Annotated in this window: 10 protein-coding genes; 4 read left to right on the top strand and 6 right to left on the bottom strand. The window is 70.8% G+C overall.

Features of this window, described 5'->3' with window-relative positions:
- Nucleotides 1-14 precede the first annotated feature (14 nt).
- Nucleotides 15-734 carry a response regulator transcription factor gene (locus tag I8E28_RS13040; protein ID WP_200788484.1) on the top strand — a complete coding sequence of 240 codons (720 nt, stop codon included), beginning with the start codon at nt 15-17 and terminating at the stop codon, nt 732-734.
- Here I8E28_RS13040 and mnmC1 read toward each other — a convergent pair.
- Complete coding sequence (gene mnmC1 / locus I8E28_RS13035; protein ID WP_200788483.1) at nt 731-2,389, bottom strand: FAD-dependent 5-carboxymethylaminomethyl-2-thiouridine(34) oxidoreductase MnmC1; 1,659 nt, start codon at nt 2,387-2,389, stop codon at nt 731-733. The genes I8E28_RS13040 and mnmC1 overlap by 4 nt on opposite strands.
- A gap of 7 nt (nt 2,390-2,396) precedes the next feature.
- Entirely contained in the window at nt 2,397-2,669 is a 273-nt protein-coding gene (locus I8E28_RS13030) for an oxidative damage protection protein (RefSeq protein ID WP_200788482.1), read from the bottom strand.
- A 118-nt stretch (nt 2,670-2,787) separates the two neighbouring features.
- Here I8E28_RS13030 and I8E28_RS13025 point away from each other — a divergent pair, with 118 nt between their 5' ends.
- A complete protein-coding gene (locus tag I8E28_RS13025) occupies nt 2,788-3,804 on the top strand; it encodes a sulfate ABC transporter substrate-binding protein (protein WP_200788481.1) in 1,017 nt (338 codons plus the stop codon).
- 70 nt (nt 3,805-3,874) lie between these two features.
- Here the strand turns inward: I8E28_RS13025 and I8E28_RS13020 are convergent, their stop codons facing one another.
- Nucleotides 3,875-4,597: a sulfite exporter TauE/SafE family protein gene (locus I8E28_RS13020; protein ID WP_200788480.1), complete on the bottom strand. Its 723-nt coding sequence runs from the start codon at nt 4,595-4,597 to the stop codon at nt 3,875-3,877.
- Nucleotides 4,598-4,726: 129 nt separating this feature from the next.
- Here I8E28_RS13020 and I8E28_RS13015 point away from each other — a divergent pair, with 129 nt between their 5' ends.
- The gene (locus I8E28_RS13015) at nt 4,727-5,284 is read left to right on the top strand and encodes an NADPH-dependent FMN reductase (protein ID WP_200788479.1); all 558 of its coding nucleotides are present in this window, start codon (nt 4,727-4,729) and stop codon (nt 5,282-5,284) included.
- 22 nt (nt 5,285-5,306) lie between these two features.
- Here I8E28_RS13015 and I8E28_RS13010 read toward each other — a convergent pair whose 3' ends face one another.
- Nucleotides 5,307-5,933 (bottom strand): FMN-dependent NADH-azoreductase, encoded by a 627-nt coding sequence (locus tag I8E28_RS13010; RefSeq protein WP_200788478.1) that lies wholly within the window; start codon nt 5,931-5,933, stop codon nt 5,307-5,309.
- Nucleotides 5,934-6,046: 113 nt separating this feature from the next.
- On the opposite strand from I8E28_RS13010, the gene I8E28_RS13005 reads away from it, so the two are divergent.
- Nucleotides 6,047-6,964, top strand: a complete 918-nt coding sequence (locus tag I8E28_RS13005; protein ID WP_200788477.1) for a LysR family transcriptional regulator — start codon at nt 6,047-6,049, stop codon at nt 6,962-6,964.
- Here the strand turns inward: I8E28_RS13005 and glgA are convergent.
- Complete coding sequence (gene glgA, locus I8E28_RS13000) at nt 6,961-8,418, bottom strand: glycogen synthase GlgA (RefSeq protein WP_200788476.1); 1,458 nt, start codon at nt 8,416-8,418, stop codon at nt 6,961-6,963. The two genes, I8E28_RS13005 and glgA, sit on opposite strands and share 4 nt — an antisense overlap.
- Complete coding sequence (locus tag I8E28_RS12995; RefSeq protein WP_200788475.1) at nt 8,415-13,466, bottom strand: malto-oligosyltrehalose synthase; 5,052 nt, start codon at nt 13,464-13,466, stop codon at nt 8,415-8,417. Before I8E28_RS12995 ends, glgA begins: the two co-directional genes overlap by 4 nt.
- Nucleotides 13,467-13,510 lie beyond the last annotated feature (44 nt).

Below are 13,510 nucleotides of genomic sequence, written 5' to 3'. Positions count from 1 at the left end.
GAGGGGAACACACGATGGCCAGGACGGTTTCGGTGCGGGTGGTGGGCTTCACGGACGTGGAGCGGCATTCCCTCAGGACGCTGCTGCGCCTGTCGGAAGGCCGCGAGATCGCCTACCTGCCCTGGGAAGGCGGCGGCACGCCGGACCTCACCCTGATCGACAGCCAGTCGTACGAAGCGGTGCTGGAGCTCGAATCGCCCAGCAACGCGGGGATGCGCATGGTCTGGATCGGCGACGGGCAACCCCCGCAGGCGGTGCTGTGCTTCCCGCGCCCGGTGGACTGGGCCGCGGTCGTCGCTGCGATGGACGACCTGGTGCAGCCGGCGACGCTGGTGGACCTGGACTTCTCGCGGCCGGCCCCGCTCGACGCTGCGGAGGCGCGCCGCGTGCTGATCGCCAGCGCCGATCGCGACCACCGTCTTTATCTCCGTGCGCGCCTCGCGCTGTCCGGGCTCACGCAGGCCGACGAAGCCGAGACGGTGCCCGACGCACTAGAACTTGCGAGGCAGCAGCGTTACGACGTCGCCCTCGTGGACCTTCAACTGCCGGCCGACGGTGGCTGGTCGCTCGCGCGGCAGCTGAAAGGCGCGAAGCCGCGCATCCCGCACCTGATCGTCACGCAAGGAAGCAGCGGGACGTCCGAGCGGCTGAAGGCGTGGATGGCCGGCGTCGAGACCGCCCCCGGGTCGCCGCCGAATCCCGCGCGCCTGAAGGCGCTGCTGGATCGCGTCTAGCGGTTGGCGTCCAGGGCCTGCACCAGGCGTACGGGCAAAGGCAGCGGCTCCGCGTGCAGCCGTGCCCCCAGCAGTTCCGCGGCGAGGTGCGCGAACGTGAGGCCGCGCGATCCCATCGCGGTGCTCACCCACAGGCCCGGCGCGAGCTCGCCGACCACCGGCCGCCGGTCCGACGAGGCGCAGCGCACGCCGCACCACGCCTTGGCTTCCCCCCGCTTGATGCGATCCGCCAGCTGCGCCGCGACGTCGGGCAGCAACGAGCGCATCCGCTCGAGATTCGCGAGCTGGTCCTCGTGCCGCGGCTGGGTGTCGAGGTCGCCGCGTCCGTAGGTCGATCCACTGAGCCAGGCGCGCCCGCCCGCGAGCGGCACGTCGGGAAGGAAGTGGCCGTTGCCGTTGACGGGCGCCGGCGTGAGCGCAGGTCCGTCGTGGAGGTCCCAGCTCACCTGGCCCCGCACGGCGTGCAACTGCAAGGCGGGCAACAGGGCGGCGCTGCCAAGTGCCGCGGCCACGACGACCAGCGTCGCGTCGTGCTGCGTGCCATCGGCCAGGTGCACGCGCCAGCCCGGTTCGCGAGCCTCGATCGACGTCACTCGCGCAGCACCGGTCCAACGCACGCCCGGCGTCGCCAGCCAGGCGCGCACGAGCGTCGCCGGCTTGATCCACGCGGCGGCGGCGTGCCACAGGCCGTCGGCACGGGCGGCTTGCCACGGCTGGCCGTCCGTGCCCAGGTCGGCGGCCGCCCGGTCGGCGCGCCGCTCCAGGGCGCCGCTGCGCGACCAGTCTTCGCCCGCCCGCAGGCGCATCTCGCTTTCGCGCAGCGTCATGCGCACGCCGGCGCGTGACAGGCGCGACAGCAGGTTGTCGTCGGGTGAGGCGTGCGGAGCCAGCAGGCCGGCGGGCAGGGCGGACGCGCCCTGCGCCGGCTCGGTCGCTGCGTCGAGCACGTGCACGTCCCAATCGCGACGCGCGAGCGAGGCCGCGGCCGCTGCGCCCGCGAGGCCGGCGCCGATGACGATGGCGGTGGACGGTGCAAGCTGCGTCGCGCCTTCGCGCACCTGCCATGACGGATCGAAGCGGCCTGCGAGGCCCACGCGCTCGCGGCTCTCCATGACGAAGCCGCACTGGTGCAGGTCGCGGCGCACCTGGTCGGGAACATCCGGCGTCGCAAGCCGCATTCCACGCCGGCACAAGCGCGTGACGGCTTTCAGCGTGGGAAGGTCCGCCGTGTCACGCAGGAACACGCTGTCGGCCGCGAACGCCTGCTGCTGCACCTGCTCGCGCGCATCGCCGATGCACAGCGTCAGCAGCACCCGGCCATCCTCGAACGCAAGCCGATGCACGCCGGGTAGCAGTCCCCACCATTGCGCAGCGAGCTCGCGTGCGAGCGGCAGGAGCGCGTCGTCCTCCTGCGCGCCGAGGACGATGGCGTCCGCAGGCGAGGGGGACGCTTCGATCGAACAGAAGTGCAGCAGGCCGGGCCGCGACGGATCGTCCTTCCACGCGCGCCACGCGGCGAGGAAGTTCAGCCCGGCGCCGAAGCCGGCCTGGAGGATGCGCCACTGGCGCTGGCCGGCCCAGGCCTGCGGCAGCCCGCAGCCCTCGAGGAAGACGTGGCGGGCTTGGGCGAAGCTGCCGACCACGCGCTCGGCCATGCGGCGCTCAGGTGCTGGGAGGCACGTAGCCCTGGGCCACGTCGGCGCCGCTGCCGAAGAAGTGCTGCTCCATCTGGCGCTTGAGGTACTCGCGAGCGCGCTGGTCCGCGAGGTTCAGCCGGTTCTCGTTCACCAGCATGGTCTGGTGCTTGAGCCAGGCGGCCCAGGCTTCCTTGCTGACGCTCTCGTACAGGCGCTTGCCGAGCTCGCCGGGATACGGCGGGAAGTCGAGTCCCTCGGCTTCGCGGCCGAGCTTGATGCATTGGACGGTGCGGGCCACGGCGCGGGCTCCTCGTTCGATTAGCTTATGCGGATAAACAAGTGAGAACTCAATCGTTCCCTTGCGTGCGATCGGCTCGAAGAATGCGCCCCATCCATTCACGAACGGGAGTTTCCCAATGAGCCTTCGCCGCGACTTTATCAAGTTTCCCCTCTCACTCGCCGTCGGCGGCGCATTGCCTGCCGCCTTCGCGCAGGCACCGCCCTTGACGCTGCTGAACGTGTCGTACGACCCCACGCGCGAGCTGTACGCGGAGTACAACCAGGCGTTCGCGAGGTACTGGAAGGCGAAGACCGGCCAGGACGTGGTCGTCAGGCAGTCGCATGGCGGCTCGGGCAAGCAGGCGCGCTCGATCATCGACGGGCTGGAAGCAGACGTCGCGACCCTCGCCCTGGGCGGCGACACCGACGCGCTCGTCAGGCATGGCGGCTGGGTGAAGGAAGGCTGGCAGAAGCGCCTGTCGAACAACGCGTCGCCGTACACGTCCACCATCGTGCTGGTCGTGCGCCGCGGCAACCCGAAGGGCATCCAGGACTGGGACGACCTGGCCCGGCCCGGCATCAGCGTGATCACGCCGAACCCGAAGACGTCCGGCGGCGCGCGCTGGAACTACCTGGCCGCGTGGGAGTACGCCCGGCGCAAGGGCGGTGACGACGCGAAGGCGAAGGACTTCGTCGCGCGCCTGTTCTCCAACGTGCCCGTGCTCGACACCGGCGCACGCGGTTCGACCATCACGTTCGCGCAGCGTGGCCAGGGCGACGTGCTCATCGCCTGGGAGAACGAGGCGTTCCTGCTGGAGAAGGAGTTCGGCGCCAGGTTCGACGTCGTCGCGCCGTCGGTATCGATCCTCGCCGAGCCCGCGGTCACCGTGGTCGACAAGGTGGTCGACAAGCGCGGCACGCGACAGCTGGCCGAGGAGTACCTCAAGTACCTGTATTCCGAGGAAGGCCAGGACATCATCGGCAAGAACTTCTACCGGCCCGCCATTTCGAAGCAGGCGCAGGCCAGGTACGCGAAGCAGTTTCCGAAGATCCCGCTGTTCACCATCGACCAGGCCTTCGGCGGCTGGGCGAAGGCGGACAAGGAGCACTTCGCCGACGGCGGCAGCTTCGACCAGGTCTACGCGCGCAAATGAACACCATGGCCCTGCCCGCATCCGCATCGGCGTTCCTGCGGACCACCGCGAGTGCCTGGGGGCTGCGCCCTCAGCGAGCCGCGGCCCACAGCAGCGTCAGTCCCGACAGCACCATCAGCGCGTCGATCAGCAGGCGGAACGCCGACGGCGCGATGCGCAGCACCACGTGCCGCCCGATGAACGACCCGGCCATCATCGCGGAGCCCGCAAGCAGGCCGCTCAAGCCCACGGACCAGGGCAGGGCGCCGAAACCCTGGAACGCCACGATCTTGGCGGCGTAGACCGCCACCGAACCGAGCGACTCGGTGCCCAGCAGCGCGCCACGCTCAAGCCCGGCGGCGGTGAAAATCGGAATCGTCAGCGGCCCGGTCGAGACGACGAAGCCGGTGAGGAATCCCATCGGCGCGCCCAGCAGCAGCAGGTGCACGTCGCGCAGCTTCCATTCGTGCCGTGCCAGCCAGCGGCGCACGAACACCATCGACAGGAAGAACACGCCGAGCACCGATTCGATCAGCCCGGCGGGCACCGACAGCAGCGTGTGCACGCCCAGCGCGGCGCAAGGAACGGCAGTGATGCAGTACGCCCCGGCGGACCGCCACGCCAGTTCGCGCCGCCAGGCGATCACGCGCCCGATGTTTCCCAGCAGGGCGGCGATCGCCATGATGGGCACGGCCGCCAGCGGCCCGTACGCCAGCACGAGCACGGGCATGAGGATGATCGACGAGCCGGTCCCCACCACGCCACCGACGGTGCCGGCCATGAGCGCGACGGCGAACACGAGCAGGAATTGCATGGCTGCGCGACTGTAGCAAGCGCAGCCGTGGCGACTTGCTGTAGGCCGGTGTTGATGCCTGCGCGGCCGCGCCACACGCGCGCGGTGCAGCACGCCATCATGGGACCTCGACTCCGGAAGACTTTCCCCATGGACACCTATCGCATCGCCGTGGTGGTTGGCAGCCTGCGCAAGGACTCGCTGAACCGCCGCCTCGCCCTCGCGCTCGCCGGCATGGCGCCGCAGGGCTTCACGTTCGAGCAGCTGCGGATCGACGACCTGCCGCCCTACAACCAGGACAACGACGGCAACCCGCCGGAACCCGTGCGGCGCCTCAAGAACGAGATCGCCAACGCGCAGGGCGTACTGTTCGTCACCCCGGAATACAACCGCTCGATCCCGGGCGTGCTGAAGAACGCGATCGACCACGCGTCGCGCCCGTATGGGCAGAGCGCCTGGGCCGGCAAGCCGGCCGGGGTGGTGGGCATCTCGATCGGGCAGATCGGCACGGCCATCGCGCAGCAGCACCTGCGCAACATGCTGGCCTACCTCGACATGCCGACGCTGGGCCAGCCGGAGGTGTTCCTGCAGAACCACGAAGGCCTGCTGGACGACAAGGGGCAGATCGGCAAGGACAGCACGAAGCAGTTCCTGCAATCCTGGATGGACCGCTACGTGGAGTGGGTGCGCCGGCACGCCGCGATGTGAGCGGCGCGCCGGCCGGCGCCGGTCAGTCGACCAGCGCTTCGTCGTCGGCCGTGTGCTGCGCGATCGCGCCTTCGGCCGCCTCCAGGGCGCGGCTGCGCGCTTCGGGGCCCATCGCCAGGCCCTCGGCGCGCACGATGCGCACGTCCGTGACTCCGAGGAAGCCGAACATCGCGCGCAGGTAGCTCTCCTGGTGCTCCATCGGCGAGCCCTCGGCATGCACGCCGCCGCGGGTGGACGCGACGATCACGGTCTTGCCGCCGGCCAGGCCTTCCGGGCCCTTCTCGGTGTAGCGGAAGGTGCGGCCGGCCTGCGCGATGCGGTCGATCCATGCCTTCAGCTGGCTCGGGATGCTGAAGTTGTACATGGGCGCACCGAGCACGACGACGTCGGCCGCGAGGAACTGCGACACCAGCCGCTCGGACACCGCGTTCTCGCGGCGCTGCGCGTCCGTCAGGCCTTCCGCGTCCGCCGGCAGGCGAAAGCCCAGCGAATCCGCGTCGAGGTGCGACGGTGCGTCGGCGGCGAGATCCAGCCGCTCCACGGTCGTGCCGGGGTGCTTGGCCAGCCATTGCCCGACGATGCGGGCGGTGAGGACGCGCGAGGCCGACTGGGCGGCCAGCGGGCTCGAATCAAGGTGCAGCAGCTTCATGGTCGATCTCCTGGAATTCACGGCATCAGTGCCTTGGATTGAATTCTGGATCGACACCAATCGTTTGATAAGTCGGCAGAAACGGGATAGATTGTTCCATCCGAGGGACAATCATGCTCGACCTGAACGACATGCTCTTCTTTGCCGAGGTCGTCGACCGCGGCGGATTCGCGGCCGCGGGGCGCACGCTCGGCCTGCCCAAGTCGCGCCTATCGCGCCGCATCGCCGAGCTGGAAGCGCAGCTCGGCGTGCGCCTGCTGCAGCGGACCACGCGCAAGCTGTCGCTGACCGAAGCCGGCCAGCAATTCCATCGCCATTGCGTCGCGATGCGCGAGGAGGCCGAAGCCGCCGAGGAGGCGATCGCGCTGGTGCATGGCGAACCGCGCGGCACGGTGCGCGTCACGTGCCCGGTCACGCTGGCGCAGAGCACGATCGGCCCGCTGGTCCCGCGCTTCCTGCACCTGCACCCGCACGTGCGCATCGACATGGAGATCAGCAACCGCGTGGTCGACGTCGTGCAGGAGGGCGTCGACGTCGCGCTGCGCGTGCGGCCCACGCTGGACGACAGCGGCAGCCTGGTGGTGAAGAACCTCGGCCCCACGCGCGCGCTGCTCGTCGCCAGCCCCGGCTTGCTCGAGCGGGTGAGCCGCCCCGCAACGACCGCCGACCTGCACAAGGTGCCCACCGTCGCCATGTCGGCGGCCGATGGACGCGCGGCGTGGCAGCTGCGTGGGCCGAAGGACGCTGCGTTCGAGCTGCAGCACCGCCCGGTGTACACGGCCAACGACATGCTCACGCTGCGATTCGCGGCCATCGAGGGCCTCGGAATGGCCATGCTGCCCGACTATGTCGCGGCGCGCGACCTCGAGGGTGGCCGGCTCGTGGAAGTGCTGCCCGGGTGGGCGCCGCCTGTGGGAATCATCCACGCCGTCTTCGCCTCGCGGCGCGGCATGGTGCCGGCGGTGCGGCGCTTCCTCGATTTCCTGGGCGAGGCGGTGATCCCGGGCGAGATCCCGCCGGGCTGTCCCTAGCAGCCGGCGCGCGCGATTGCCGCGCCGTACACCTCGAGGTACTTGCGGGCGCTGTCTTCCCAGCCGAAGCGGCGGCGCATGCCGTTGTCGGCGATGCGGCGCCAGCGCGCGGGTTCGCGAAATGCCGCACGCGCGCGTTGCAGTGCGTCGGCGAATCCGGAGGGGTCCTGCGTGCGCATGACGAAGCCGGTTCCCTGCTGCTCGTCCTGCGTGGCATCGAGCACGGAGTCGGCCAGGCCGCCGGTGTTCGCCACCAGCGGCGGCGTGCCGTAGGCCTGGCTGTACATCTGGTTCAGGCCGCAGGGCTCGAAGCGCGAGGGCATCAGGAAGCAGTCGACGCCGGCCTCGATGCGATGCGCCAACTGCTCGTTGAAGCCCAGCGTCACGTGCATCTGCCCTCGGCGTTTCGCCGCCGCTTCGGACAGCGCGTGCTGCAGACCCGCCTCGCCGCTGCCCAGCACGGCCAGCTGCGCGCCTTCGGCGAGGATGGTGTCCAGGTGCTGCAGCACCAGGTCCACGCCTTTCTGCGGCGTGAGCCGGCTCACGATGCCGAACAGCATCGCGCGCGGGTCCACCTTCAATCCCAGCTGCTTCTGCAGCGCGGCCTTGTTCTTCGCCTTGCCTGCGAAGTCGCCCGGCGTGTACGCGTGCAGCAGCAAGGGGTCGTGCGCCGGGTTCCACGCGTGCGTGTCGATGCCGTTGAGGATGCCGGTGAGCCGGTCCGCGCGCGCCCGCAGCACGCCGTCCAGGCCGCAGCCGAATTCGGGCGTCTGGATTTCGCGCGCATACGTCGGGCTCACCGTGGTGATCGCGTCGGCGTACTGCAGGCCCGCCTTGAGCATCGACAGCTGGCCCCAGAACTCCACGCCCTCGATGCCGCGCCAGAGGGCGGGGATGCCCAGCAGGTCCGCGTTGTCCATGGGCACGACGCCCTGGAATGCCATGTTGTGGATCGTCGTCACGCTGGCCGCGGTGCGCGAGCCCGTGACGCGTGCCTGCGCCAGGTAGAGCGGGGCGAGGCCGCACGGCCAGTCGTTGCCGTGCACGACGTCGGCTCGCCAGTCCGCGAGCGGCGAAGCCGGCCCACCGAGCATCGCCGCGACCCGGCTGAGCACCCCGAAGCGCAGCACGTTGTCGTGGTAGTCGGCACCGTTCGCATCGACGTAGGGGCCGCCTTCGCGCTGGTACAGCCCCGGGCAGGCGAGCAGCAGCATCGTCACTCCGGATTCCAACTGCACGGGCAGCAGTTGCGCGGCGGGCCACGAGCCGGAGGCGGCAATGTCGACCGTGTCGCCGACGGCCCCGCTCACGCGCATGCCGCGGTACGCCGGCAGCAGCACGCGCACGTCATGGCCCAGCGCCGCGAGCGCGGCGGGCAGCGCGCCGCTGACGTCGCCCAGCCCGCCGGTCTTCACGTAGGGCGCGCACTCGGGCGTCGCGAAGAGGATCTTCATGCGGTGCCCTCCGCGCCTTCGCCGACCAGGACCACGAAGGGCAGGCCGGCCGAGGTGGCGAACAAGGGCTGCAAGGGCAGCGAGCCGCCATCTGCCAGGCCGGGCGCCGGTTCACCGGTGAGCGCGTTGCGCCAGCGCGGCCAACGGCGCAGCACGGCCGCTTCGGCGGCGCGCAGCTCGGTGCCGGCCCACAACGCCGGCGACCAGCGCGATTCCTCGCCGCCGCACAGTGTCCAGGCCAGGCGCGTCGCGATCACCAGCACGGCGCGGTCGTCGAGCGCCCGTGCGAACGCCACGGCGTGGTCGCTGGCCGGGCCTTCGACCGGGAGCGGGTAGTAGGTGCCTTCCTCGAACACCTCGGGCAGCTCCTGCCGCAGGCGCAGCAGCCGCCACGTCACCAGCTGCTTGATGCGGCCGTCGGCGGCATGCGCCTGCAGTTGCGTCCACAGCGCAAGCGGCGCGATGCCGTCGCGGCAATGCGCCTGCAGCTCCGCCAGGCCGCGCGCCAGCTTGCCGAAGTCCACCGGCCGGCGGTTGTCGGGGTCCACGAGGCTGAAGTTCCACTGCTCGCACCCCTGGTAGAGGTCGGGGACGCCGGGCACGGTGAACTTGAGCGCCACCTGCGAGAGCGAGTTGCGGAAGCCCCAGGGCGCGAGGCGCGCGGTGAAGCGCTGCAATTCGTCGACGAAGGGGTTGGGCTGGCCCGGCCGCAGGATCGCGTCCACGTAGCGCTCCAGTGCTTCCTCGTAGGACGCGTTCGGGCAGACCCAGCTGGTGTGCCGCTTGGCTTCACGCACGGCCTTGCGCATGTAGTCCTGCACGCGCTGGCGCAGGTCCTCGCGCTCCTGCGCGTGCGGCAGCTGCGCGGGCCAGATGCCCACCAGGGTCTGGAACAGCAGCCAGATGTCGTTGCGCGACGGCGCCGGCCCCGCGTCGGTGTCGCCGAGGTACAGCTCGGCCCAGCCCGCCCAGCGCTGCAGCGCGTCGTTCCACAGCTGCGGTGCCTCGGACAGCACGTCGATGCGCGCACGGGTGTCCTCGCCGCGCTTGCTGTCGTGCGTGGACGTGGCGAGCAGGCAGTGCGGGCGATGGCGCGCGCGGGCCTGGTTGGCGCCATGGAAGGCGGCGACCGAGATGCCGTAGCTGGCCGGGTCGCCGCCGACTTCGTTGAGCGAGGTCAGGCGCAGGTAGCGGTAGAACGCCGTGTCCTCGATGGCCTTGGCCATCACCGGTGCGGTGAACTGCTGCCAGCGCGCGAGGAAGCGCGTGCGCTGCTCGGGCGGCACGTCGGCCGCTTCGCCTTCGCCCAGCAGCACTTCGCGCACGTGGTCGAGCACGCCGGCTTCCGAGCCGCCGAGGCGGCGCTTGGCCGAGGCGACGGCCCAGTCGATGTGGCGCCGGTCTGCGGCGCTGGCCGGCTCGCCCACGCGCAGGTAGGTGCGGTAGACGGGGAAGCCGGCGGCGATTTCCGCCAGCGCGAGCCGCAGGCGGTTGCGCGTGAAGTCGCAGCGGCGGCGGTTGGCGCGCGTGATGCGGTAGATCGCCTCGACCAGCCAGTTCAGCTCGGAGAACAGCAGGCTGCCGATGATCAGCCGCTTGCACTGGTAGGCGATCTCGCCGAAGTCCTCGTGCTCGCCGGTGAACTGGTGGTACGCGCGGTCGAGCGCCGCGACCTGGCGCGTGTCGACGAACAGGCCGTTGACCAGCGTGCCGAAGCGGTAGCCGGTGTCGCCGTGCACCGGCCACAGGTGCGACAGCGGCTCGTGCTCGGCGAGGATCTTCTCGACGACGAGATACAGGGCACGCGGCTCGCGGCCGGAGATCTCCGCCTGGTGCGCATAGCGCGACTGCAGGCGGTGGAAGTACTGCTGCGGATCCGACAGGCCGTCCGGGTGGTCGATGCGCAGCGCGTCCAGGTGGCCGTCCTGCAACCACTGCAGCACGCGAGCATGCGTGGCCTCGAACACCTCCTGCCGCTCCATGCGCAGGCCGGCGAGCGTGTTGACGTCGAAGAAGCGCCGGTAGTTGACGTCGTCGCTGGCCACGTGCCAGTCGGCCAGGCGGTAGGCCTGCCGCGCGATCAGCTTGTCCAGCAGGTCGTAGCTGGCTGGATCACCCGGCGTGCCGTTGATGCGCTGCACGCAGCTGTCGATCCAGTGCGCGAGCCAGGTGTTGCGCGAGACGAGGCGCGCGAGGTTGCGCTTGTAGATCGCGGCGTCGCGCACGCGGGCACGCCGCTGGTCCTCGTCCTGGCTGTCGCGCGGGGGCAGGCGCTCGAACGAGTTGAGCACCGACGCGACCACCGCGTGGCTGTCGCTCTCGGCTTCGTCGTGCGCCGGAGGGATGGGCAGCACCGCGAGGATGTCCGGGTAGGTCGCCGGATCGATGGGGAAGCGGTGGTCCCAGTAGCGCAGGCCGAACTCGCCCGTCTCCGGCGCGAAGTGCAACTGCAGCTCTCCCGACTCGAGCACGCGCCCGTAGTGGTCGCCCAGCACCGGCAGCAGCACGCGGCCGCGCATCTCGGGCGCCGCCGGCGCCCACTCGATGTCGAAGGTCTGCGCATGCGCGGACGCCTCGCCGTGCTCCAGCACCTCGAGCCACCACGCGTTGTCGGCCTCCAGCACGCCCATGTGGTTGGGCACCAGGTCCAGCATCTGGCCCATGCCGTGGCGGCGCAGCGCCCGGCACATCCTCTCGAAGTCGCGCTCGTCGCCGACCTCGGGGTTCAGTCCCGTGTGGTCGATGATGTCGTAGCCGTGCGTGCTGCCGGGGCGGGCCCGCAGGTATGGGCTGCTGTACAGGTGGCTGATGCCCAGCATGTGCAGGTAGGGCACGGCTTCGGTGACGTCCGCGAAGCGGTTGCCTTCGTGGAATTGCACGCGGTAGGTCGCGACGGGAATGCGCGCGGTTTCCAGCGGCGGCAGTTCGGGTGGGGCGGACTCGAGCGCGGGGCCGCTGCGGTCTGCGCGCAGCACGGCGGCGACGGCAGCGAAGCGCTCGTCGCTGCCGAGGTCCTCGACCGCGACGGAGATCTTGCGGCGCCAATTCGGGAAGCGGTCCTCGGTCGTGCCGGGGACGTTCACCTGCAGCAGCTGCCCGGTGACGTCCTCCAGCTGCACGCCCACCAGCCAGCACGGCGTGCGCGCGAGGAACGCGTACACCGAGGCGACGAAAGCCTGCGTGGCGTCGGGCAGCGAAGTCGGATGCGCCGACGTGTCCGGCGGCAGCAGGCCCTGGTGCTGCAAGGCGATCAGCAGCCGCGCGCGGTCCTGCGAGCGCGAGATGACGGCTTGCTCGCGCGCAGGGTCGTCCGGGAACAGGCCGAGCCGCGCGAGCTGCTCCAGGTCCTCGCCGAGCCAGAAGCCGCGCAAGGTGGGCAGGTCGTGCGTGCTGACGACTGCGAGCGCCTGCGGGTGCCAGTCGCCTGGCGGGCGGAAGCTGCCGTCCTCGGTGCGCTCGAACAGCAGTGGCCGGTATGACAGCAGGCAGCGCTCGCGCATCGCCTCGCGCATCACGGGCGCGACGTTGCCCAGGTCCTCGCCGATCACCAGGCATTGGTGCCGGTGGCTCTCCAGCGCGAGGATGCCCAGCAGGTCGTCCAACGGGTAGCTGACGTAGGTGCCGCCCTGCGGGCCGATCCAGAACAGGCGCATCAGCGCCATCACGTGATCGAGCCGCAGCGCGCCGCTGTGGCGCATGTTGGCGCGCAGCGTCTCGATGAAGGGCTTGTAGCGCGCGTTGCGCAGCTGCACCGGGTTCAGCGGCGGCAGGCCCCAGTCCTGGCCCAGGGCATTGAGCGGATCGGGCGGCGCGCCGACGTGCATGCCCAGCGCGAACAGCGACGGCTGCACCCAGGTCTCGGCGCCGCCTTCGTTCACGCCGACCGCGAGGTCACAGTACAGGCCCAGGCCCATGCCGCGGCTCTTCGCGTAGCGCTGCACGGATTCGAGCTGCACTTCCGACAGCCACTGCAGCCAGAACCGGTACTGCACCTGCGACGCCTGCGTCTCGCGGAACTCGCGCACGGCCTCGCCGTCCGGGTCCTTGTACGCCTCGGGCCAGGCCGGCCAGCCCCACACGCTGGGGTCCTGCGCGAACAGGTGCGCCTGCAACGCCTCGAACAGCGCGTGGCGGCCGAGCGTCTCCTCGCGGTCGCGCATGAAGCGGGCGAAGTGCGCACCCTGCGACCGGTTGGGATGCAGCTCGTGCTGTTCGAAGTGGCGCCAGAGGATGCCCAGCATCTCCTCCTTGGCGGCGGCGACGGCGGGGTAGTCGACCAGTTCGGCCTCGCGCAGTCGGCGCAGGCGGTCCTGGAAGTCCTCGCCGTGGAGCTTGCGCCGTGCTTCCTCGCACCCCGCGAGCTCGGCCAGCGCCTGCACGTCCAGGTAGATCGGGTTGAGCGCGGTGCGGGCCGACGGGCTGTACGGGCTCGCGACCTCGGGCCGGTGCGGGAAGAGGGCGTGCAGCGGCGACAGCCCGATGAAGGAAGCGCCTTGGCGCGCGGCCGTGTCCACCAGCCGGCGCAGGTCGCCGAAGTCGCCGATGCCCCAGTTGCGCGACGAGCGCAGCGCATAGAGCTGGATCGTGCAGCCCCACCAGCGCTGGCCGTCCTGCAGCGCGGCCGGCGCCCAGCAGCGCTTGGGCGCGTAGACGACCAGGCAGGTGCGCTTCGGGTCCCCGTCGAGCGTGAGCGTCCAGTAGCCCAGGCCGAGGTCCGACGGCAGCTGCAGCACCCATTCGTCGCCCTGGCGGTCGACGTGGCCACGGTAGGCCGGGATCGACAGCTGCTCGGATTGCAGTTCCCAGCGCGAGGCGCCGGCTTCGCCACGCCAGGCGATGCGCACGTGCTCGCCCTGCGTGACCACCTGCACCGGCGGCAGCCCGGTCGTGTCCGGCGAGGCGTGCCGCAGGCCCATGCTCGAGAGGGCCTGCTCGATCACCGGCGGCGGGACTTCCTTGTCCTCGCCCCAGAACGAGTGGTAGCGCAGCGCCACGCCATGGCGTTCGGCCTGCCGCGCGAGGTCGTGCCAGTCGCGTTCGTCGCTCAATTGAAAACCTCCGCGCTACGCGCTGCGGTGTCATGAGCCTTCGG

The organism is Ramlibacter algicola (assembly GCF_016641735.1).
Classification (GTDB): Bacteria; Pseudomonadota; Gammaproteobacteria; order Burkholderiales; family Burkholderiaceae_C; genus Ramlibacter; species Ramlibacter algicola.
This window is presented reverse-complemented; position numbering and strand designations above follow the sequence as displayed.

Bases quoted from the DNA above. Each gene is read 5' to 3' on its own strand.
- I8E28_RS13040 (WP_200788484.1), top strand. From the start codon at position 15: ATGGCCAGGACGGTTTCGGTGCGGGTGGTGGGCTTCACGGACGTGGAG.
- mnmC1 (WP_200788483.1), bottom strand. From the start codon at position 2,389: ATGGCCGAGCGCGTGGTCGGCAGCTTCGCCCAAGCCCGCCACGTCTTC.
- I8E28_RS13025 (WP_200788481.1), top strand. From the start codon at position 2,788: ATGAGCCTTCGCCGCGACTTTATCAAGTTTCCCCTCTCACTCGCCGTC.
- I8E28_RS13020 (WP_200788480.1), bottom strand. From the start codon at position 4,597: ATGCAATTCCTGCTCGTGTTCGCCGTCGCGCTCATGGCCGGCACCGTC.
- I8E28_RS13015 (WP_200788479.1), top strand. From the start codon at position 4,727: ATGGACACCTATCGCATCGCCGTGGTGGTTGGCAGCCTGCGCAAGGAC.
- I8E28_RS13010 (WP_200788478.1), bottom strand. From the start codon at position 5,933: ATGAAGCTGCTGCACCTTGATTCGAGCCCGCTGGCCGCCCAGTCGGCC.
- I8E28_RS13005 (WP_200788477.1), top strand. From the start codon at position 6,047: ATGCTCGACCTGAACGACATGCTCTTCTTTGCCGAGGTCGTCGACCGC.
- glgA (WP_200788476.1), bottom strand. From the start codon at position 8,418: ATGAAGATCCTCTTCGCGACGCCCGAGTGCGCGCCCTACGTGAAGACC.